Origin of the sequence: Kosmotoga olearia TBF 19.5.1, from assembly GCF_000023325.1 — a bacterium.
Taxonomy (GTDB): domain Bacteria; phylum Thermotogota; class Thermotogae; order Petrotogales; family Kosmotogaceae; genus Kosmotoga; species Kosmotoga olearia.
Genome location: NC_012785.1, coordinates 2280479 through 2302126 on the forward strand (window position 1 = coordinate 2280479; position 21648 = coordinate 2302126).

At 43.7% G+C, this 21648-nt stretch carries 20 protein-coding genes and 1 riboswitch; of the genes, 9 read left to right on the plus strand and 11 right to left on the minus strand.

Going from position 1 to position 21648, the window contains the following annotated elements:
• Positions 1–17 precede the first annotated feature (17 nt).
• Complete coding sequence (locus tag KOLE_RS10870; RefSeq protein ID WP_015869469.1) at positions 18–1424, plus strand: aminopeptidase; 1407 nt, start codon at positions 18–20, stop codon at positions 1422–1424.
• Entirely contained in the window at positions 1417–2049 is a 633-nt protein-coding gene (nth, locus tag KOLE_RS10875; RefSeq protein ID WP_015869470.1) for an endonuclease III, read from the plus strand. Before KOLE_RS10870 ends, nth begins: the two co-directional genes overlap by 8 nt.
• On the opposite strand, the gene KOLE_RS10880 is transcribed toward nth, so the two are convergent.
• Both KOLE_RS10880 and KOLE_RS10885 read right to left on the minus strand, forming a co-directional pair.
• The gene (locus KOLE_RS10880; protein ID WP_148208043.1) at positions 2003–3493 is read right to left on the minus strand and encodes an ABC transporter permease; all 1491 of its coding nucleotides are present in this window, start codon (positions 3491–3493) and stop codon (positions 2003–2005) included. The two genes, nth and KOLE_RS10880, sit on opposite strands and share 47 nt — an antisense overlap.
• Before the next feature lie 97 nt (positions 3494–3590).
• Entirely contained in the window at positions 3591–4577 is a 987-nt protein-coding gene (locus KOLE_RS10885; RefSeq protein WP_015869472.1) for a thiamine ABC transporter substrate-binding protein, read from the minus strand.
• A gap of 37 nt (positions 4578–4614) precedes the next feature.
• Positions 4615–4717: riboswitch (TPP riboswitch) on the minus strand.
• Between the two features lie 79 nt (positions 4718–4796).
• On the opposite strand from KOLE_RS10885, the gene mfd reads away from it, so the two are divergent.
• The 3 genes from mfd to KOLE_RS10900 are packed head-to-tail and all read left to right on the plus strand — an operon-like array spanning position 4797 to position 9878.
• Positions 4797–7853, plus strand: coding sequence for a transcription-repair coupling factor (gene mfd, locus KOLE_RS10890; protein ID WP_015869473.1), 3057 nt, complete (start codon positions 4797–4799; stop codon positions 7851–7853).
• Entirely contained in the window at positions 7843–9165 is a 1323-nt protein-coding gene (mnmE, locus tag KOLE_RS10895) for a tRNA uridine-5-carboxymethylaminomethyl(34) synthesis GTPase MnmE (protein WP_015869474.1), read from the plus strand. Before mfd ends, mnmE begins: the two co-directional genes overlap by 11 nt.
• Positions 9166–9173: 8 nt before the next feature.
• Positions 9174–9878, plus strand: coding sequence for a hypothetical protein (locus tag KOLE_RS10900; protein WP_015869475.1), 705 nt, complete (start codon positions 9174–9176; stop codon positions 9876–9878).
• A gap of 33 nt (positions 9879–9911) precedes the next feature.
• Here KOLE_RS10900 and KOLE_RS10905 read toward each other — a convergent pair whose 3' ends face one another.
• Genes KOLE_RS10905 through KOLE_RS10945 form a run of 9 tightly spaced genes read right to left on the minus strand, consistent with a single transcriptional unit; the run spans position 9912 to position 17484 of the window.
• A complete protein-coding gene (locus KOLE_RS10905) occupies positions 9912–10454 on the minus strand; it encodes a 2-oxoacid:acceptor oxidoreductase family protein (RefSeq protein WP_015869476.1) in 543 nt (180 codons plus the stop codon).
• The gene (locus tag KOLE_RS10910) at positions 10451–11212 is read right to left on the minus strand and encodes a thiamine pyrophosphate-dependent enzyme (RefSeq protein WP_041288748.1); all 762 of its coding nucleotides are present in this window, start codon (positions 11210–11212) and stop codon (positions 10451–10453) included. The genes KOLE_RS10905 and KOLE_RS10910 overlap by 4 nt, the downstream gene beginning before the upstream one ends.
• Entirely contained in the window at positions 11209–12276 is a 1068-nt protein-coding gene (locus KOLE_RS10915) for a 3-methyl-2-oxobutanoate dehydrogenase subunit VorB (RefSeq protein ID WP_015869478.1), read from the minus strand. Before KOLE_RS10915 ends, KOLE_RS10910 begins: the two co-directional genes overlap by 4 nt.
• A gap of 13 nt (positions 12277–12289) precedes the next feature.
• Positions 12290–12517, minus strand: coding sequence for a 4Fe-4S dicluster domain-containing protein (locus KOLE_RS10920; RefSeq protein WP_041289064.1), 228 nt, complete (start codon positions 12515–12517; stop codon positions 12290–12292).
• Between the two features lie 4 nt (positions 12518–12521).
• Positions 12522–13199, minus strand: coding sequence for a cobyric acid synthase CobQ (locus KOLE_RS10925; protein WP_015869480.1), 678 nt, complete (start codon positions 13197–13199; stop codon positions 12522–12524).
• Positions 13177–14268, minus strand: coding sequence for a butyrate kinase (buk, locus tag KOLE_RS10930; protein ID WP_015869481.1), 1092 nt, complete (start codon positions 14266–14268; stop codon positions 13177–13179). Before buk (KOLE_RS10930) ends, KOLE_RS10925 begins: the two co-directional genes overlap by 23 nt.
• A 2-nt stretch (positions 14269–14270) precedes the next feature.
• The gene (locus KOLE_RS10935; RefSeq protein WP_015869482.1) at positions 14271–15173 is read right to left on the minus strand and encodes a bifunctional enoyl-CoA hydratase/phosphate acetyltransferase; all 903 of its coding nucleotides are present in this window, start codon (positions 15171–15173) and stop codon (positions 14271–14273) included.
• Positions 15170–16240, minus strand: a complete 1071-nt coding sequence (gene buk / locus KOLE_RS10940) for a butyrate kinase (RefSeq protein WP_015869483.1) — start codon at positions 16238–16240, stop codon at positions 15170–15172. Before buk (KOLE_RS10940) ends, KOLE_RS10935 begins: the two co-directional genes overlap by 4 nt.
• Before the next feature lie 11 nt (positions 16241–16251).
• Entirely contained in the window at positions 16252–17484 is a 1233-nt protein-coding gene (locus KOLE_RS10945; RefSeq protein WP_015869484.1) for an aminotransferase-like domain-containing protein, read from the minus strand.
• A 343-nt stretch (positions 17485–17827) separates the two neighbouring features.
• Here KOLE_RS10945 and KOLE_RS10950 point away from each other — a divergent pair, with 343 nt between their 5' ends.
• Genes KOLE_RS10950 through KOLE_RS10965 form a run of 4 tightly spaced genes read left to right on the plus strand, consistent with a single transcriptional unit; the run spans position 17828 to position 21493 of the window.
• Complete coding sequence (locus KOLE_RS10950; protein ID WP_015869485.1) at positions 17828–19198, plus strand: ArsB/NhaD family transporter; 1371 nt, start codon at positions 17828–17830, stop codon at positions 19196–19198.
• 13 nt (positions 19199–19211) lie between these two features.
• A complete protein-coding gene (locus KOLE_RS10955; protein WP_015869486.1) occupies positions 19212–20354 on the plus strand; it encodes a pyridoxal-phosphate-dependent aminotransferase family protein in 1143 nt (380 codons plus the stop codon).
• Positions 20354–21277 carry a D-2-hydroxyacid dehydrogenase gene (locus KOLE_RS10960; RefSeq protein ID WP_015869487.1) on the plus strand — a complete coding sequence of 308 codons (924 nt, stop codon included), beginning with the start codon at positions 20354–20356 and terminating at the stop codon, positions 21275–21277. Before KOLE_RS10955 ends, KOLE_RS10960 begins: the two co-directional genes overlap by 1 nt.
• Positions 21278–21313: 36 nt before the next feature.
• The gene (locus KOLE_RS10965; RefSeq protein WP_015869488.1) at positions 21314–21493 is read left to right on the plus strand and encodes a ferredoxin; all 180 of its coding nucleotides are present in this window, start codon (positions 21314–21316) and stop codon (positions 21491–21493) included.
• The last annotated feature ends 155 nt before the right edge of the window (positions 21494–21648 follow it).

Here is a 21648-nt window from a genome sequence, read left to right on the forward strand (position 1 = left end):
AATATTACCGGGGAGGTGTGAATGTGAATAGTAAAGACGAGCTCGTATTTAAACACAAAACAGCATGGAAAGATTTAAAAAGAGCTTCTATTGAGGAGTATTCTGGAGAATATCTTGCCTTCTTAAAGGAAGGATTAACCGAAAGAAAGGTTGTGAATTATTTAGTTGAATACCTTAGAGATAGAGGCTTTCTTTCGTTGGATGAACTTGAAGAAAAACCAGAAAAACTCTCTGGCGTTACCGGGGTTTATAACTCAAGGTCGGGCAAAACCCTGGTTGCGTTGCGCCTCGCTGAGGATTTTGAGAACGGATTCAGATTTGTGGGAGCTCATGCCGACGCACCAAGACTTGATTTGAAACCATTACCGGTGGTTGAAAAACAGGGACTTGTCCTTCTAAAAACCCACTATTACGGCGGCGTCAAAAAATATCAGTGGTTGAATATTCCTCTTGCGCTTGTTGGGGTCGTGGTGAAATCGAATGGCGATGTTGTAGAGATTTCTATAGGAACAGAACCGGGTGACCCGGTGTTCGTTATAAGTGATCTTTTGCCTCATCTTGATAGGCGAAAAGGCGATATAAATGATGTTTTCAAAGGAAAGGATTTAAACGCGTTAGCTGCTTCCATACCGATAGATCTGGATAAGGATTCGAAAGAATCTGTGAAACTCCATTTTCTAAAACTCTTAAACAACAAATATGGTTTAACCGAGGAAGATTTTATCAGTGCCGAACTCCAGTTGGTTCCAGCCATTGAGCCGAGGGAAATTGGGCTGGACAGGTCCATGATTGCTGGATACGGCCACGACGATAGGGTTTGTTCATTTGCAGCAATCACAGCTCTGGCTGATTCGAAGGAATTAAGAAAGAATGCCTGTGTCCTTATCTTCGATAAAGAAGAGATAGGAAGCGACGGTTTAACGGGAGCTAAAGGAAGTTTCTGGATAAACACCCTCGTTAGAGTGGCGAGGTTGTTGAAAGCGTCTGATCCAGTTATGACGGTAAATTTAGCCCTTGAAAAGTCCTATATGTTATCCGGAGATGTTTCTGCTGCCATTAATCCAATGTTTGCAGATGTTCACGATGTGGAAAACGCTCCACGGCTGGGTTATGGAATAGTTCTGATGAAATATACAGGACGCGGCGGAAAATATGGTACCAGTGACGCCAGTGCTGAATTCGTCGCAAAGGTGAGAAAGATACTAAACGAAAATGAAATTCACTGGCAAACAGCGATTCTCGGTGAAGTAGATCAGGGTGGCGGTGGAACGATTGCCAAATTTTTTGCAGAAAAAGGTATAGAGGTCATTGATGCAGGCCCGGCGGTTCTTGGAATGCATTCACCCTTTGAAATAATCTCAAAAGCTGATCTCTATGAAACATACAGAGCGTACAAAGCCTTTCTGGAGGGAAAGGATGAATAATTGTAAACCGGAAGTTGTAGCGGCAAAAATAATCGAGCTTTTTCCGCGGATTCATCAGGACAGCGATCCTTACAGGGTCCTGGTTTCCACTGTGTTGAGTCAGAGGACGCGGGATGAAAACACAGAGGTGGCATCAAAAAAACTTTTCTCGGTCTACCCTGATGTTTTTGCTATAGCAAAAGCAAAACCTGAGGATCTTTACAATCTGATTAAAGCGGCCGGGATGTATCGACAAAAGGCAGAAAGGATAGTCGAAATCTCAAAGATTATTGTTGAGACATACAACGGGAAAGTTCCGGATACCCTTGAAGAATTAACCAAATTGCCCGGAGTAGGAAGGAAAACCGCGAATATCGTTCTCAACGTTTCTTTTGGGAAAGCAGCACTTGCTGTTGATACACATGTTCATAGGATCTCAAACAGGCTCGGGTGGATAAAGACAAAACAGCCGGAACAGTCTGAATTTGAGCTTCAGAAGATTTTACCGGAGGAATTGTGGGGACCTTTGAATGGTTCTATGGTGGAATTCGGCCGAAGGGTGTGCAAGCCTGTAAATCCACAATGCAATGAGTGTCCCATCAATTCCTGCTGCCGGTATTTCTCAGATGTTCAGAAAAAGAGGTGAAGAAACCGCCTATCAGTGCCAGTGAGACCAGAACGACAATCACCAGCAAAGAGCTCAGAAATCTCGCTTCGATGAGATGGCGGCTGGACATCAACCGATATATGGCAACGGTTATTGTGGGATAGCTATCTCCACCGAGGATTAGAGACCCGCTGAATTCGCCCATAGATATCGCAAAGATCACACTGAAGGATGCGATAAGCACCTTTCTGAAAAGAGGAACGATAATATGCCACAGAATTTGCAATGAGCTGGCACCATCTATTTTTGCCGCTTCTATTGCCGTTACGCTCACACCAGCGGTTCCAGCGTGGATCAGGTTCAGATTGATTGGAAGGGATACCACAAGGTAGAGCAGAATCATGGCCAGCGGTGGTGCAATAAACTTAAAAGAAGTGCTGTAAGATAGAGCAAGTATAGCCGGGGTTATTGATATACTTAGAAGAGAAATACCTCTTAAAATAAAGCTTCCACGAGGTGTATCTCTTAATCCCCAGATCATAGAAAAACCGAGAACCATTCCTATTAAGGCTGTGGTTGCTGACAATAGCAGCGATCTTAAAATTGCCTCCGGGATGGTAGAACCCACGATAGGAATCTGCGATGATGTAAAGATGGTCACTATCCTGTCAAAGAGAAATTCTTTCCTTCGAAAATCGTAAACCGATCCAGCAAAACCCGCTATAACCGGCGCGCTTTCAAAAATCAGAAAGAGAACGGAGTAAACCTTCAGGTATTTTCTTTTTTCAATGTACCGTTCTCCATATTGAAAGCTCTCTCTCTTTTCGAAGAAAGAAAGAAAAAATCCAAAGGCAAATATGAAAAGAAATTGGAGTATTGCCAGAGAAATCGCGATATTTGGTTTGGCAAGTAGTTTGAGGTACATGTAAATCGCAACCTCCAGGGTCGCGTACTGCGAGCCACCGAGAATCAAAACAACAGCAAAGGAAGTGAAGCAGTAAGAAAAAATGAGAATAGTTCCGGCCACTAATGCAGGAAGAACCAGAGGAAATTCAATCTTCCAGAATATCTTCCATTTATTCGCACCATCAGACAGTGCGTTTTCTATCTGTTCTTTTGGGATTCCTGCAAGTGCATCACCGAGAACTCTAACAAGTATCGGGGCGTTGTAAAAAATATGTCCAAGCAAGATCGCGGTGAAGGTGTAAAGAATCTGAAGCTTGATCCCAAAAATCCCCAGGAAGGAATTGAGTATACCATTTCTTCCGTACATTATCAGAAAACCTACAACCGCTGATATCCCCGGTAAAAAAAACGGAATGAACGTCGTTATGTAAAGGAGTTTCGCTAGAGTATCATTGTGGTGGGCATAGTAATAAGCAGCCGGAAATCCAACAAGAACAGCCAGCAGCGTGCTTATTGTTGCCTGAAACACAGTAAATTTCAAAATCTTCTGAATTGTATTGCTTCTTATTATTGTCAAAACTTCGCTTCCTCTGGCGGAGCCAAAGGAAGCGAACAATGGATAAAGTATAAAGAGAACCGCGATTGCTAACGTCAAAAAAAGAGCCAGATAGAATTTATTCGTAGATAACACTCTCCCAGAGGGCAATAATTTTTTCAATATCGATATTTTCAGGAACAGAGAGAAGTTCGGTAGGTTTCACCGCGTAGTTAAACGCTTCTGGCAGATCAATTTCTATAACCGGGAACATCCACTGATTCAGCGGAATGCTGTTCTGGCATTCCGGGGAAATAAGAAAATCGATGAATTTTTGAGCAGCCTCTAAATTATCCGTCCATTTGCAGATTCCGGCTCCCTCGATTTGAACGTAACCTTTTCCACCTGGAATGATGGCTCCATAATATACCTTTCCATAATAGTGGTAGGAGTACGCTCCGTCGGTTGCATAGCTAACCATCATGGGTGCTTCTCCGGCTTCAAACTTTTCAAAAGCATCATCCCAACCAAAGGTAATTGTAAGTATAGAATCCTTTAAATTTCGCCAGAATTCGACAAAATCCTCATCTTCCTGGTGTAATAGGTATGTCCACATTACAAAGGACAACCCTGTACTGGAAGTTCTTGGATCCTGAATGATGAGGCTTCTTCTGAATCGTTTTTCGGTTAGCTGGTCAAGAGATTCGATATCGAGTTTGCCATATTCTGCGTGGTCATAGATTATTGCAATCGCTCCGTAGTCATAAGGTGTCAGTCGCCACTGGGGGTCAAAAATCAGGGACTTATCGACAATCGAATCTGCATTCTTTGGTTTGTAGCTAAGGAAGATATCCTCTTCAAAGGCTCTCTTTGCCAGTAGGTTGTCGATACCTATGACCACATCAACATCTGACTTTTCCCTCTCCGCAATGACCTTTGACAAAACCGCTCCGGCGTCACCGTAGGTTCTCACCACAACCTCTATCCCGGTGAGCTCTTCAAATTTTGGAAAGGCTTCTCGCGCGAGAGGAAGCAGACTGTCGTAGGTGTAAACCACCAGTTTTTCAGATAAAACCAGTGAAGACACAAGGAACATCAGAAGAATCAGCAACACAGTCCTTTTCATTTTAAATCCCTCCCTAAAAAAAATGACCGTCCGGGGGACGGTTCGAAAACGCCCTCCCTTCGCCGGTATTACCCGGATCAGGTTCAAGGGGTCTGCGCCGAACGCACTCTCAGCCTGTACAGGCTCCCCCGGCAGTTCCATTATAACAGTTTTATTGTTATCATGGAAGTGATAGAATCTATACTCAGGCTTTGAGGTAGTATCAAAGGAGCGTTCAACTTGAATGAGAAAGAACTGATAATAACAAAGGATCCATTTCTCTGGGTAATCGAAAATCTCGAAAGAATCCCCGAAAGTTCTGTAATCATTTTCCCTTCGGAAAGGGAATTGCAAAGATTCCTATCCTTTCATTCACCATCAGGAGATGAAGGGATTTTCTTTTCACATGATGTTTTTCCCTTTGAAGACGTCAGGGTTTCCGCATATGTGAGAAATCATCGTATGAGCTGCTTGAGCAACCTTCAGAATAAAAACATCAAAAGGATCTACACCAGTCTGGATGCGATTCTGAGGAAAACGCTTCCTCCTGAAGCAATGAAAGGAAGTACGAAAAAGATTAGAATTGACGATCCTTTTGGATTTCATCCAGACAAACTCGTCGAGATGGGTTACGAAAGGGTTTTTACCGTTGTTGAACCCGGGCAGTTTTCCTGGAAAGGCGAAGTCGTTGATATTTTTGTTCCAGGCAGCGTTTTACCGTATAGATTGATTCTCTTCGATGACATAGTCGAGGAGATAAAGCTTTTTGACCCGGGAAACCAAAGAAGCGTAAAACACATTAGTGAAATTGAGATCTTTCCAGCTGGTGAAGTACTTACAATTGAAGAAAACGTCTCTTTGGCAAAACTCAGAATAGAAAACGCGGAAAAAGCTACCGGAAAAAGGTTTTCCATCAGCCCTCTCAACTGGCAAAGGATGGATACAGTGGTGGGGCTTTTTTACAGGCAGCAGGCCTGGCTGGGAGATTATCTTGGCGATGACTGCTTTTTCCTTTTTGTAGATCCCGAAGAAGGACTGAAAGACTTTGAACTCAGGGAAAGAGAAACCCTAGAAATTCTCTCGAACAAAGAAGTCGAAAAATTCATATATAGGAGGTTCGGAACCTTTTCACCTACTCTGCTGTATTCGGTGAAAAAGTATGGATTGATTTCTAAGAGAGAGGTTGAGACTTTCGAGTGGACATCTTTAAAGTACGAAGATGTTAAAGCAACCAGGAAAAATCTGCCGAGAAAACAAGAAAAATACGTTCCCAAGGCCCCTGTTTTTGACTGGAGCGAGCTTGAAGAAGGTGATTTTGTCGTTCATATTGAGTACGGCATTGGAAAGTTTCTTGGAATAAGAAAGATTAACGGCGTTCTGGGAACCCGGGAATACCTCACTATTGAATATCGCGAAGGTTCGAAGATTTACGTTCCGATAGAACGCCTCGACCGTGTCCATAAGTATGTTGGGGATACGGATAATATACAGTTGAATTCATTAAGAGGGAACGCCTGGAAGAAACGAAAGAAACGGGTTGAGAAAGAGGTAAAGGAAAGGATAAAAGAACTGGCGTTGCTGTACGGTACGAGGGAGCATTTAAGGGGATTGAGCTTGAAAGGAGATCCCACCCTGGAGGATGCGTTCAAGAGAAGTTTTCCCCATCTTGAGACAGAAGATCAGGCAAAGGCTATAGAAGAGGTACTGGACGACCTTGCTGACGAAAAACCAATGGACAGGCTTGTTAGCGGCGATGCGGGTTATGGCAAAACAGAGGTTGCTTTGAGAGCAGCTTTTCGAGCGGTGGTTTCAGGAAAGCAAGTTTCGATTCTCGTTCCGACGACAGTTTTGGCGCGTCAGCATTATGAAACCTTCAAAAACAGGCTTGAACCCTTTGGAGTTAACGTAGATATACTCGATAGATACCGCACACCGAAAGAAAGACAGAAGATACTTCGTGAGTTGAAGAATGGAAAAATCGACGTAATAATTGGTACTCACAGCCTGCTCTCTAAAGACGTGCGTTTCGCTGATCTGGGGCTGGTAATAATCGATGAAGAGCAGCTCTTCGGGGTAATGCAGAAGGAACATTTGAAGAAACTCAGGCTTGAGGTCAACGTTTTGACCATGAGTGCCACACCAATTCCCAGAACACTTTACATGGCACTTTCAGGGCTCAGAGAACTTTCCATGATCGCGACTCCACCCATTGGGAGAACCATGCCGGAAACGTATGTCGGTCCCGTCAACGACAGGTTGATCAGAACGGCTGTTTTGAGAGAGATCAATCGTGGGGGTCAGGTTATATACGTCCATAACAGGGTAAACGAGCTCAACAAACTCGAAAATAAGATCAGAACATTGCTTCCTGAGGTTGAAATTGGAGTGGCGCATGGCCAGATGCCCAAAAGGCTTTTCGAAAAAAATGTGGGTGATTTCTACTCTGGCAAGCTTCAGATGCTGTTATGCACAACCATCATAGAAAGCGGTGTTGACATTCCCAATGCGAACACCCTTATAGTTGATGATTCTCAGAGATATGGGCTGGCTCAACTTTATCAATTGAGAGGAAGGGTAGGCAGAAGCACCAGAAGAGCATTTGCGTACTTTTTGTACAATCCTAAACGTCTGACGCCAAAAGCAAAAGAACGTTTGAAGGCTTTGAGGGAATTTTCCGGACCAGGGAGCGGAATGAAACTCGCCATAAAGGATATGGAAATAAGGGGATTCGGAGAATTACTTGGCAAAGAACAGCACGGAAATATTTCCTCCATCGGGTTGTACCTGTACAAAGAGATGGTGGAGAGAGCTGTAGCTGAAGCCAGAGGCATAAAGGAACTCGAACCACTGGAAGAAAAATTCATAGATACCGAATTGCACAATATACCCTATGATATGGTAATCCCTGAGGAATACATCAACGATTCTTTTGAAAGGATGAAGATTTATAGGCGGATAGCAATGAGCAGGTCCGTTGAAGAGATCACAGAAATCGAGGAAGAATTGAAGGATAGGTTTGGCACTTTACCCGATGAAGTAAGATCTCTTCTCGATGCTGCGAGAATAAGAATAGCCGCTTATAACCTATCAATAAAGTTCATAGAATACGACCCGCATTCTGAAGCGGTTATTATCGGATTGAAGGAAAGCGGGAAGAAAAATGTAAAGATATTCGATGGTTTAAGAAACATTTTCAACGAGAAGGAGTCAAAGGTTATCCTGTACAATATCAAGGAAGAAAAACTCCTTGATACAATAAAAGCTATCTTTCTTGGAGATGATAAAGATGATTCATGACCCTATTTGTGCCATTGCCACATCTCCCGGCATTTCTGCGTTGGGAATAATAAGGTGTTCCGGTGAAGGAAGCTGGGAAAAGCTACTTCCCTTTGTCAATGTCACCGATCCCAAACCGTGGCGGCTGTATCTCACCCCCTTTACGATCAATGGTGAGATGATAGATGAAGTGATGATTGCGTTTTATAAGTCGCCAAAGTCCTACACTGGCGAGGATATGGTCGAGCTTATTTCACACGGGAGCCCCCTTATTCTGAGAATCATTCTGCAGGAGCTCATCAAAGTGGGGTTCAGGCAGGCGCTTCCGGGAGAGTTCACAAAACGGGCCGTACTCAATGGCAAAATGGATTTGATAAAAGCAGAGTCAATAGAGACCCTTGTAAGTGCCCACAGCAAAAAGGCATTGAAAGCTGCTTTATCAAATTATTCTGGCAGACTTAGCCAGACTATAAATAGGATAAGAGAAACTCTTTTGGAACTACTCGCAAAAGTTGAGGTAGAGCTCAATTATCCTGACGAAATTGAGGGCTCCGATGATGAAATAATTCGGGAATTGGAAAAGACCCTGAGCAGGGTGAAGAAGCTGATCAGACACGGAGAAAACGGTATTGTGGCTGTCAACGGTGTAAAAACAGTCATCGCGGGTAGAACGAATGTAGGGAAATCGACTTTGCTGAACGCTTTACTGAGACGAGACAGGGCAATTGTTACCGATATTCCCGGAACAACCCGCGACACCATCGAAGAAGACATAAGTATCAACGGTATATACTTTCGATTGGTTGATACGGCGGGGATTCGTGAGTCATCGGATAAAGTCGAAAGAATCGGTATTGAAAGAAGCTTAAAACAGATAAAGGAGGCCGACCTTGTTCTTTTTATGGTCGATCTGATCGAACCCGAAAATGATCTAGAACTGTACGAGAAGCTGAGGAAAGAATTCAGGCACAGTATATTGATAGGCAACAAACTCGATATGGTCGAAAAATGCCCGGATGGATTCGATGTGTGTATAAGTGCAAAAACAGGAAGAGGGATCGATAAACTTGAAAATCTCATGGTAGAAAGAACTCAGGATATCACTGAACTCTATCCAGATGAGGTCTTTGTCACCGAAAGGCAACTTGCGCTTGTGCAGAGATCTGTGGAAATGATTGAAGAAATTCTTGAAGCCTTAAAGTCAGGTATTACTCCCGACGTTGTTGGATCATATCTTCAACAAATCATCTTTATCTACGATGAATTGACGGGACGATACTCCGCTGAAGATTTGCTGGACAAAATCTTCGGAAACTTTTGTGTAGGAAAGTAGGTGCGAAAATGATTTTAGGAATAGCTCTTCTGATAGCTGCCATGGTTTCCAGGTTTTTCCTTTCCCCGTTGTGGTACTTTCTCGTGGCTGAAGCCCTTACGGTGGTTTTTGTAACCCTCAGGAAAAGGTTCGAGTACCCTGTTATCGTTTTTTCAACCGTGGCACTACTGGTAGCGGAAGCGGTGGCCATATTCTTCAATATCGGTTCGGCCGGTCATCTCTTCGGGACCATTGTCGGAACGATTACCGCTCTCCTGGGATTTGCGGAAGAACGTTCGAAAGAGAGATTTATACAAAGCCTTGGTCTCGAAGGAAAAGAATACAGAAAACAGGTAAAATCCTTTCTCTACACCTTCGGCGAGGTCGAGAGGATAGAAAAGATTCGAATGACCCAGTGTTATGCCATCCTGTTCAAGAGAAAACTTCACTTACTGATAGAGACCTTTCAGGGTGGCAAGGTTCCGGTTGAGCTTAAGATGAAAGATATAGTTGAAACAGGCGTTCATCAGGCGATTTCAGAGAATCCTTTATATTATCCGAGGCTAAGAGATCTCTTTCTTCCCATTAAAAACTTCCGAACCATTGGAAAACCTAAAGAGAAGGACTACTTTCTTGTAATAAGAACGGGCGACGGTATCTGGACTTTTTTCGAAGAGCCCGATAAACTTTTAGAATTCAGGGAGGAAATAGAAAAAGCGCGGAACAGCTCATGAGCTCCCGCGCTTTCTAATTTTTATTCCTTTTTCTCAATCTTTTACCGCTCTCATTCCGGCCTCAATGGCTTTGAGGTTCAAATCGATCAATTCGACCTTTTTCCCGGTGAGCTTTTTCCTCAGTGCTTTTTCGATACTTCCGGTTGAAACAGCTCCGGTCATTGCGAGATAAGCGCCAAGAGCAACCATGTTCGCTATTTTCAGATTGCCGATTTCTTCGGCGATTTTGTTGGCATCGACTTTTGCGACCTTTATATCCGTCCTGGTTGGTTCTCTGTCTACGACGGAGGTATTGAGAATCATGATACCTGAGGGTGTCAGGTTTTTTTCGAATTTCAACAGTGATGGGATGTTCATTATTATTAGTTCATTCGGGGTATCAGAAATCGGCGATGCGATGAATTCATCGCTGATAACCACCGTACAGTTTGCTGTTCCTCCGCGCATTTCAGGACCATAAGAGGGTAACCAGGTGCTGTGTTTGTCTTCAAACATGGCCGCTGTTGCCAGTACCTGTCCAAGAAGCATTACACCCTGACCGCCAAATCCGGCTGCTATCAGTATGTGTTCGCTCATTTCACGTCACCAACCTTATCCACGAATACTCCCATTGGATACTCTTTTTTCATGTTCTCATTTAGCCATTTTATGGATTCTATCGGGCTCATTCCCCAGTTGGTTGGACATGTAGAGAGAACCTCTACCAGAGAGAATCCCAGTCCTTTTATCTGTGCGATAAACGCTTTTTTAATCGCTTGTTTGGCTTTTCTAACCTCGGCCGGGGAGCTTACAGCAACCCTTTCAAGATAAACAACTCCTGCAGCTTCCTTCAGAATCTCTGACACGTGTATCGGGTATCCTTCCCTTTCTGATGTTCTGCCGTATGGGGAGGTTGTTGTCTTCATGCCGAGAAGTGTGGTTGGAGCCATTTGACCTCCGGTCATACCGTAAATGGCGTTGTTTATGAAGATAGTGGTTATCTTTTCGCCACGATTGGCCGCATGGATTATCTCGGCAGTACCTATGGCAGCAAGATCACCGTCTCCCTGATAGGTAAAAACAACCCTATCCGGCATTGCTCGTTTCATACCGGTAGCCACCGCGGGCGCTCTTCCGTGTGGGGCGACCGTACCGTCAACATCAAAGAATTCATATGCAAAAACCGAACATCCAACAGGAGCCACCATTATCGTTTTTCCCTGAATACCGAGTTCGTCTATCACTTCGGCAATCAGTCTATGAACGATCCCGTGATGGCATCCAGGACAGTATGTAAAATCTCTTTTTGCTAAGGATTTAGGGCGCTGAAATAGAGTAACTTTCGCCACCTTCATTCACCTCTTTCAACGATTTTCTTGAGTTCACCGAAGACTTCCTGCGGTGTCGGTACAACTCCTCCGGTGCGTCCGTAGAAATGTACAGGAACGTTTCCCTCTACAGCAAGCCGCACATCTTCAACCATTTGCCCGGCAGACATTTCAACGGTTAGCACAGCTTTCTTTCCCTTCGCCGCTTCTTTGAGTTCTCTATAAGGATAAGGCCAGAGAGTGATTGGCCTGAACAGGCCGGCCTTTATTCCCATTTCTCTGGCTTTTCTTACAACGTTTCCAAGAATTCTTCCCATGGTTCCGTAAGCAACAAGAAGATATTCAGCGTCATCAACCATTTCTGTTAAATAACGAACCTCATTTTTCTCAATCTCTCTATATTTTTTCTGATAACCTAGGTTCATTTCTTCAAGACAGTGAGGATCGATGTTAAATGAAGTTACTTTATGGGGTTCTCTTCCTTCACATCCCTGCAACGCCCATGAGCTGTGATCAGGCAAGGTGCTTAAATCACGGAATTCAGGGAATGAAACAGGTTCCATCATCTGGCCAAGCATACCGTCTGCGAGAATAAGCACGGGGTTTCGATATTTATCAGCCAGATCGAATGCTAGCACCACAAGATCAACAGCTTCCTGAATTGAACCCGGTGAAAGAACTATCAATTTGTAATCCCCATGTCCGCCGCCCTTTGTGGCCTGGAAATAATCGCTCTGGGCCGGTTGAATGTCACCGAGGCCCGGGCCGCCGCGAACAACATTTATGAAGACTGCCGGAAGCTCCGCACCAGCAATGTAGGAAACACCTTCCTGCATCAAACTGAATCCGGGGCTTGAGGTTGAAGTCATAACGCGAGTTCCCGTGCTGGCAGCACCGTAAATCATATTGACAGCAGCTACCTCACTCTCAGATTGCAGGAATGTCCCTCCAACCTCCGGAAGGCGTCTGGCCATATACTCAGTTAATTCGGATTGGGGAGTTATGGGATAACCGAAATAAAGTCTACATCCTGCCCTTACTGCCGCTTCCCCCATAGCTTCGTTGCCTTTAACCATCACTTTTTCTTCCATCGCAACTCCTCCCTTATTTTGAAACCTCAGCTGTTTCACGATAGACGGTTATAGCAGTGTCAGGACACATCATATAACAGAAGCCACAACCTATACAGTTGTCCGGATCATGCTGTTGGGCTGGGTGATAACCTTTGCTATTGAATTTCTTAGAAAAACTCAATACCTTCTTAGGACAGGCATTTATACACAGTCCACAGCCCTTGCAGCGTTCTTCATCGATAACAACGTAATTCATCATCATCTCATACCTCCCATGGGGTTTTCAGATGTTTTTTCAAATTAAAAACCGGGAATTGTAATTTTTCTTCCTTTAATCCGTCAATAACGATAGTCATTGCCACCGGAATTTCCGTGGCCTTTGAAACTTCCTTGATGAATTTCTCACCATATTTCACATTTTCTGGTGTTGTTTCATTTCCAAGATTAGCATTGTTGATGAGATAATCAATTTTCATTCGGGCTTTTGATGATAGCCTTTCGATATGCTCGACTGTTTTCTGGACGGTGTCTGTGAAAGGTCTGAAAGGATTGATAACAAAAAACGTGGAGACATTCACTTTCTTCAACAAATAACTCAATGAACCAAGAACCACAGCACCGTCATCGTTACCTCCAACATCAAGAACGAGGCGATATTCATTGTTTTCAATAAAGCCGCGAACTGCAGGAGAAATGATGGGTAAATCTGCATGCATAAGCTGTCCAGGAGGTGTGATCACTTTTATTCCCTTCTTTTCAAGTTCAGCAGTGTGGTCACGTGAACGAAAATAGGGACTTATTACGTCGATATCTGCAATGGCAACTTTTTCAAAACTTTCTTTAAGATGAAAGGCTACGTTCAGTGCGATCTCCGTCTTACCGCTCCCGAACATTCCCATGAATATTAAAATCCTGTTTTCAAACCATGGCAACAGTTTCATAAATCTTCGCCTCTTCCTCTCCATTCAAAACCCTTAATGCAGCAATTGCGAGAGCCTCTTCCTCATTTCCGCCAGCCACTACCTCTATCGGAGCGATGAAGGAAACCTTTTCCTCGATCCACTTCACCATGAATTCATCATCGTAAGCGATTCCACCTGTAAGAACGATAGCGTCCACATCACCCTTTAGTACAGCTGCCATTTTTCCGATCCACTTTATAATTTGATATGCCATACCGCGGTAGTAGAATTCCCATTCTTTGTTTCCGTCGCTAATGGCGTCCTGTATCTTTCTACAATCATTTATGCCTGTGTAGGCTACCAGGCCACCCTTTCCTTTGATGAGTTTCTTTATCTCGGCTTTTGAGTATTTTCCACTGTAACAGAGTTTTATGAGCCCGGTCAATGGAAGCGTTCCAGCGCGTTCAGGGGTAAATGGTCCATCGCCGTTGAGTGCGTTGTTCACATCTACTACCCTTCCCTTCCGATGGGCACCTATCGAGATTCCACCACCCATATGAACGACGATAAGGTTCATTTCTTCATATTTTTTACCGTGTTTTGCTGCGACATATCTTGCGACGGCTTTTTGATTGAGTGCATGAAATATAGATTTTCTAGTGAAGTCCGGATGCCCGGAAAGTCTCGCCACTTCCTGCATTTCATCGACAACAACAGGATCGGCTATATATGCCGGGATCTCCTTCTTCGATTCCATAGATAACTCTTTTGCTAATATTCCACCAAGGTTGGAAGCGTGTTCACCATACTTCGCTTCCTTCAAGTCCTGTATCATTCTTTCTGTTACCAGATAGGTTCCACCGGGAATAGGAGCTAAAAGACCTCCTCTACCCACGAAAGCGTCGAAATCTTCAAGGCAATAACCGGAATCCTTCAGAAAGTTTATTATCAAATTTTTCCGAAAATCCTTTTGTTCGTACAAACTGTTGAAGGGAGATAATTCTTCAACCGAATGCCGGATAGTTTTGTCAACAACGGCGCGTGCATCTTCAAAGATAGCCAATTTTGTCGATGTGGATCCAGGATTTATCACGAGAATTCTCTTCATTGTCATCCCTCCGAAAGAAGAACGTTGAGAGCGATGGAATAGAGTTTTGTTCTGTCGGAATCTGCTCGCGAAGTCAGAATTATCGGGATTTTACCACCGACGATACTGCTTGCAACCTCGGCTTTGCCCAGGAAAACCATGGCCTTATAAAAGATATTACCGGCTTCAATGTCTGGCATTATGAGAATATCAGCTTGTCCGGCCACAGGACTTTCTATACCTTTGTGTTTGGCTGCTTCTATCGATACCGCATTATCCAGTGCAAAGGGACCGTCAACGACAACCTTGCCGAGCTGACCTCTCTGGGACATTTTGGAAAGAATGGCCGCATCCAGCGTTGCCGGCATCTTTTCGTTAACAACCTCTATTGCACCAAGCACAGCGACTTTCGGAGGTTCTATCCCTAAGGCCCTGGCAACGATAGAAGCATTGACAATTGAATCGGCTTTTTGCTTCAGATCCGGAGCTATAACCATACCTGCATCAGTAACCACAAGTAAACGAGAATATTCAGGAATCTCAAATACACTGACAAGGTTCATGGTTCTGCCCGTTCTGAGCCCATACTCCTCTTTAAGATAGACACTTAACAAATCTCCAGTTTTTACTTTACCTTTCATCAGCAGACTGGCTTCCCCTTTTGCAACGGCTTCCACTGCTTTTTTGACAGCGTCAGCGTTGCTCTGTGTTCCTACAATTTTGTAGCCGTGATCAAGCCCGATTTCTCCGGCAATTTCTTCGATTTTTCTCTGATTTCCGAAAAGAAGAAATTCGGCAATTTCTTCGTTAACAGCCGCTTTTATCGCTTTTAAAACAACGACATCTTCAGCTACAGCAACAGCCACAATCCCCTTTCTTCCACGAACACGTTCAACTATCTCTGAAAGAGTCCTTATTGTACTCATATAGTTTCACCCACCTTGAAACGCTTTGGGTTCTCTTTCCCTGTTAAAACACGTTTAGCACCTTCAGCTAACGCAAGGAGTTCATTTTCTCCAGGCTCAACGACCACCAACGCAAAACGGGCAACGTAGCTCTTGATTTTCTCCACGAAGTCCGAGTTATAAGCCATACTACCCGTAAGAATTATCGCGTCAATATTTCCACCGGCTACCGCACACATTCCACCGATCTCTTTGGCAATTTGATAAGCCATTCCTTCAATTACAAGCTCTGCCTTAGGATCATTTGCAGCAAGTTTCATCGCTTTTCTCAAGTCGTCTGTTCCCAGATAAGCCAGAAGCCCTCCCTGCTTGGTGTATCTTTTCAGAAGCTCCTTTTCGGTATATTTTCCACTAAAAGCCAGCTCTACTACATCGCCAACAGGAAGCTCTCCAGTCCTGTTAGGACTAAAGGGGCCTTCATCGTTTGCATTATTTACATCCACCATTTTTCCTTTAACCTGAAGCCCTACGGAGATCCCGCCGCCGAGATGAGCTATCACAAAATTCATTTCTTCCAGAGGCTTTCCCATTTCTTCTGCTACCTTCCTTGCAACCGCTTTCATATTAAGGGCATGAAAGAGGCTCCGGCGCTCTATTTGCGGAATCCCTGAAAGCCTTGCTTCATCCCAAAACTCGTCTACTGAAACCGGATCGGTTATGTAGACGGGGATATTTCCTCTGGAAAGCAATCTTCCAATTGGCGCTGCCAGGTTTGAAGGGTGGTCAACACCTGTTTTGTGAAGCAAATAGTCAACCATTTCTTCATCTACCTCATAGGTCCCACTTTCTAGCGGCGGGAGTATGCCGCCTCTACAGGCTATAGCATCAAATTCTTCTATTTTGAACCCCTCTTTTGACAGAAGACCTTCGATTTCCTTTGCTCGAATTTTCACCCTTTCCTCGGGTGTCAATAAATCTTCAGTGTGAGCGGAATGTTCAAAATTCTCTTTCCAGATGATCTCATCGTTTTCATAGATACCAAGTTTCGTTGAAGTGGAACCCGGGTTTATAATCAATATTCTGGGCATAAAATCACCTCTTACAGTAAACCTTTCATTTTTCCGTATTCGAGAACAGTTTTCTTAAGCCTGGCAACTCCTTCTATGATTTCCTTCTCAGGAGGCAAACAGAAAGAGAGTCTCATGCAGTTTTCACAGGAGTTATCTATCGTAAAAGCCACACCGGGTATAAAGAGGACACCGTTTTTCTTACCGTATTCCATCATTTCAAGTGTATTGAAGCCCTCTGGTAAACAGAGCCAGATGAAAAGGCCGCCGGAAGGTTTTGTCCATTTAACTCCCGGTATATCTGAGAAGTCCTTTTCAAGTTCATCAAGCATAAGCTTCATCTTCTTTTTATACAAGGCGATGGTGGGTTTGAGTGATTCTCTGAGGTCATATTGTTCAAGATATCGTCCGGCGATTCTCTGAGTGAGACTTGGTGAACAAAGATCGGCTGCTTGCTTTGCCTGGGTAACCTTTCTCACAAGATTCTCGTGGCCTACCACCAGACCTATTCTCATTCCAGGGGACAAAACCTTACTGAAGGTTCTGAACATCAGGACCCTTTCTTTACCGGCGAGTTTGAACAACGAGGGGATATGTTCACCTTCATAGCGAAGTTCACCGTATGGATCATCTTCAATTATTAAAAGATCGTATTTTTCAGCTATCTCGATCAACCTTTTCCTTTTCTCAAGGCTTAGACTAACGCCGGCTGGATTGTGGAAGTTTGGAATGACGTATATGAATTTAACTTTGTCCATCTCTCCGGCCTTTTCAATTTCGGCTAACCGCTTTTCTAATCTATCCAGATCGATCCCATCGTCTTGAAGTTCAAGATCTTCGTGATTCAATGACCGCAGTGCAAAAGCGCTTGCAGCTCCCAGATATATTGGTTTTGAAACAAAATATATGCTATCCTCGTCAAGAAGGATTTCAGAGATTAGATGCAAGGCGCTTTGAGATCCCACCGTGACTATAATGTTATCGAGATTCAACCCTGTAATTCCCTCTGCCCTTTCGAGATATTTGAGATAGGCCTCTCTTAAGACAGAATCTCCTTCTGTAGGGCAATATTGAAGAGAGTGGCTATATTCCTCTCTTATCACTTTATCGGCAACCTTTGCAAGTTCTTCGCGTGGAAAGGTTTCAGGATCAGGAACCCCCCCGCCAAAAGAAATCATTCCCGGGTTCATGGCTTCCTTTAAGAGTTCACGGATAATGGATGACTTCATTCGCAGCGCTGTACTCGAAAATTTATAATCTTTCATGTACTCACCCCCTAAAATATTATTATTATTGGCACAATGATTCATATAATAGTAAAGCAATTCAATGCCATCTTGAAAAAAACAAGGTATAACCTTCAAAGCGCTGTACTCGAAAATTTATAATCTTTCATGTACTCACCCCCTAAAATATTATTATTATTATTGGCACAATGATTCATATAATAGTAAAGCAATTCAATGCCATCTTGAAAAAAACAAGGTATAACCTTCAAAAGGGGGATTTTAAACCCATTCAGAGTATCGCGGAAAAACATATATGAAATTTCGTGCATGCAAGTATTTGCAAAGATGAAAATACCTTCATATTAGAGGAGTGGTTATAGTGGCTTTTGTCTACGGAGCAATTGTATTGTTCTTGATGGGTATTGTGTATTACTTCCTGATCAGTAACAAGATGGACAAAGCCGCGAGCGCTTTTGCCGCTGGAGCGATCCTTCTGTTTTTGACCGCTATTTTTACAAACACTTATCCTGAACTCGTCCCGGAGGCTATCAAGAAAATTAGTCTCGATGAGCTTAGCGAATTTGTGGACTTTAAAACCCTTGGATTGTTGCTTGGTATGATGATAATACTCCCTTTCATAGAAGAATCCGGATTTTTCCAGTTCGTTGCGATAACCGTTGTGAAGTTAAGCCGAGGAAATTTTCGCCTGCTTTTTGTGGTTACTTCGGTTATTGTTGCCATCTCTTCCGCTTTTTTGAACAATGTCAGCACCGTTATGGTTTTTGTCCCTGTGGTTCTTGCAGTTACCGAGACCATTGGCAAGAACCCTTTCCCCTATCTCGTAATGATAATCCTTTCTGCGAATCTCGGAGGTGCTGCAACCCTGATTGGTGATCCACCTAACATGCTTGTGGGTTTTGCAGCTGAAAAGAGTTTTAACGATTTTCTGGTAAATGTAGCTCCCGTAGTAGGAATAACAATCTTTACTGTGATTATTCTGCTATTGTGGAAAGAGGGAAAATATTTTAAACTGGATGCAGAAGAAAAAGTTATTCTGAGAAGGTTTTCTCAGACCAATCCTAAAAGTCAGATTCGTGATAAGAAATTGATGGCAAAATCTCTGCTGGTCTTTGTTGGTGCTTTAATAGGATTCATGCTTCCACCGTCTCTGGGAATAGATCCGGCACTTGTATCACTCCTGGCTGCAGCTGTACTTCTCTTCTTGCTCAGGGTTGACTCCGAGACGATGGAGAAAGTGTTTAAGAAAATAGAATGGGGAACTATTTTCTTTTTCCTTGGAATGTTCACCCTTGTCTACGGTCTGGAAGCTGTGGGGGTTATGGAGTATCTCGTGAATGGACTTGTTCATCTGTTTCCATCGCCGATTTTCCTGTTACTTTTTGTTCTATGGTTCCCGCTATTGATGGCTGGATTGGTTAGCGCTGTACCAATGGTGATGATAATGATACCAATCGTCGAAAACATAATCCATAATAGTAGTCTTATTTTTTCAACGAACACCGGCCTGGCAGATACTTTGTGGTGGGCTCTCGTTCTTGGAGCATGTTACGGTGGAAATGGTACAATCGTTGGAGCAGCAGCAAATATAGTGGTAAGCGGAATGAGTCAGAAACTCGAGAGAGGAAAACTTACTTTTTCAGAGTATTTCAGATACAGCTTCCCCATAGTCATCGTTACAGGAGTGATAGCGAGTTTGTATGTTTTATTCAGATACTATATTGCGCTATAAGGAGGTGCTTGAATTGTCAAAATTAGTAAAGAAAAATTATCTTCTCGCTCCCGGCCCTACACCCGTGCCAATTGATCTTTTGCTGGAAGGAGCTCGGGACACGATTCACCACAGAACTCCCCAGTTTAAAAAGATCATGGATGAGGCAATTGAAGGAACTAAATATGTTTTCCAGACCACAAATGATCTCTTTCTTCTTTCTTCTTCGGGGACCGGTGCCATGGAGATGGCTGTTGCAAACCTCGTTTCTCCCGGTGAAAAGGTTATTGTTGTGGTTGGCGGTAAGTTTGGCGAACGTTGGGAAAAGATATGTAAGGTTTACGGCGCCCAGGTAGTACCGATCAAGATTGAGTACGGTGACTATGCCACCCCTGAAATGATCGATGATGCTTTACAGGCGAATCCGGATACAGTTGCAGTTTTCACAACCCTCAGTGAAACCTCTACCGGAACGGTAATGGACATTGAAGGGTTCAGTAAAGTTGTCAAGAAACACGGTAAGTTGATCGTTGTTGACGCCATCAGCGGTTTGATTGCCCAACCTCTCAAGACCGACGAATGGAACCTTGACGTCGTTGTAGCCGGTTCTCAGAAAGGATTCATGTTGCCTCCGGGTCTTGGATTCATTACATTCAGCGAAGATGCATGGAAAAAGGTTGAAACCACAACAACTCCACGTTTCTATTTCGATGCCCGCGCATACAAAAAGAATCCAGCTCCTTATACACCCGCTGTCAATCTCATTTATCAGCTGAAAAAGGCTGTTGAAATGCTGAAAGAAGAAGGTATGGAAAACGTCTGGGAACGCCATAGAATCCTTGCGGATGCCACCAGGGCAGCTATAAAAGCGCTTGGTTTGGAGTTCTTCTCCAAAAATCCAGGAAATGTTTTGACTGCGGTTAGAGTGCCTGAAGGCGTTGATGGCTTGAAACTCGTTTCTATCATGAGAGATGAGTACGGAGTTACTATCGCAGGTGGTCAGGGAGACATGAAGGGTAAGATATTCAGAGTGGCTCATCTCGGTTACATGAGCAAATTCGATGTGATTATTGCCGTCTCCGCTCTTGAAATGGTATTGAGAAAACTCGGATACAACATAGAATACGGCTCAGGTGTGAAAGCAGCAGAAGAGATCTTTGAGAAGGAGGGGGTTTGATGTTCAGGCTTCATGCTAATGATCCCCTGGCTCCAAAAGCAATGAATATGTTAGAGGAATCTGGACTTTTTGAAGTAACTCAGGAGCACCTGGACAAAGAAGAATTGCTGAAGATCATTCCAGATATCGAATTCCTCGTTGTCAGGAGTGCCACGAAGGTCACAGCAGATATTTTGAAAGCTGGAACAAAACTCAAAGTAGTAGGAAGAGCTGGCGTAGGGCTTGACAATGTTGACGTTTCCACTGCGAAAGAACTTGGAATCAGGGTTTACAATACACCAGGTGCAAATGCGATTTCAGCTGCTGAACTTACCATCGGTCTTTTAATCGCTCTCATGAGGCAAATCCCCAGAGGAACCAATGGTTTGAAAGAAGGTAAGTGGGAAAAGAAGAAGCTTAAAGGGCATGAAATTTACGGAAAAACCCTTGGACTCATAGGATTCGGTGCGATTGGCAGGGAAGTTGCAAAGAGAGCGTTAGCTTTTGGAATGCATGTTGTTGCTTTTGATCCCTACGTTGAGAACACAGACTTAGATGTAGAACTCACCAAATCGGTTGACGATGTTCTTGCAAAAGCTGATGTTGTCTCGCTTCATGTTCCATTGACTCCCCGAACATTGCACATCCTCGGAGAAAAGGAGATAGAAAAAATGAAAGATGGAGCTGTTATAATCAATGCAGCCAGAGGTGGAGTACTAGATGAACAGGCTCTTTATGATGCTTTAATTGCAGGAAAGTTAGCGGGTGCGGCTCTCGATGTCTTTGAGGTTGAACCGCCCGTTGATGAGCTTCGCAGAAAGTTGCTGGGATTACCCAATGTTGTAGCCACACCTCATATTGGCGCAAGCACCTATGAAGGTCAGGAACGCGTTGGAATTGAAATGGCCAAAAAGCTCATTGAGGTTGCAAAAGAAATAGAATAAAATCTTATCAACCATTTCACTTTAGGAGGTGTTAGTGTGAAAGTTTACGTCGACAAGGACACTTGCATCGGTTGTGGCGTTTGTGAAGGTCTCTGTCCAGAGGTTTTTAAGATGAATGACGAGGGCAAGGCTGAGGTTATCGTTCCTGAAACCGAAGCCAGCTGTGCTCAGGACGCAGCCGATTCCTGTCCGGTTCAGGCTATAAAGGTAGAATAATTGTATTTAAATCGTAACCAGCACATTTAGTGGGGGGAGGTTAAACCTCCCCCTTTTTATAGTGGCACACAAAATTTGTCTATTTGATCTGCAGAGAAAATCTGGTATCATATCTATGACTTTCTTCGAAGGGGTCTTTTACTTACTTTCTTTCT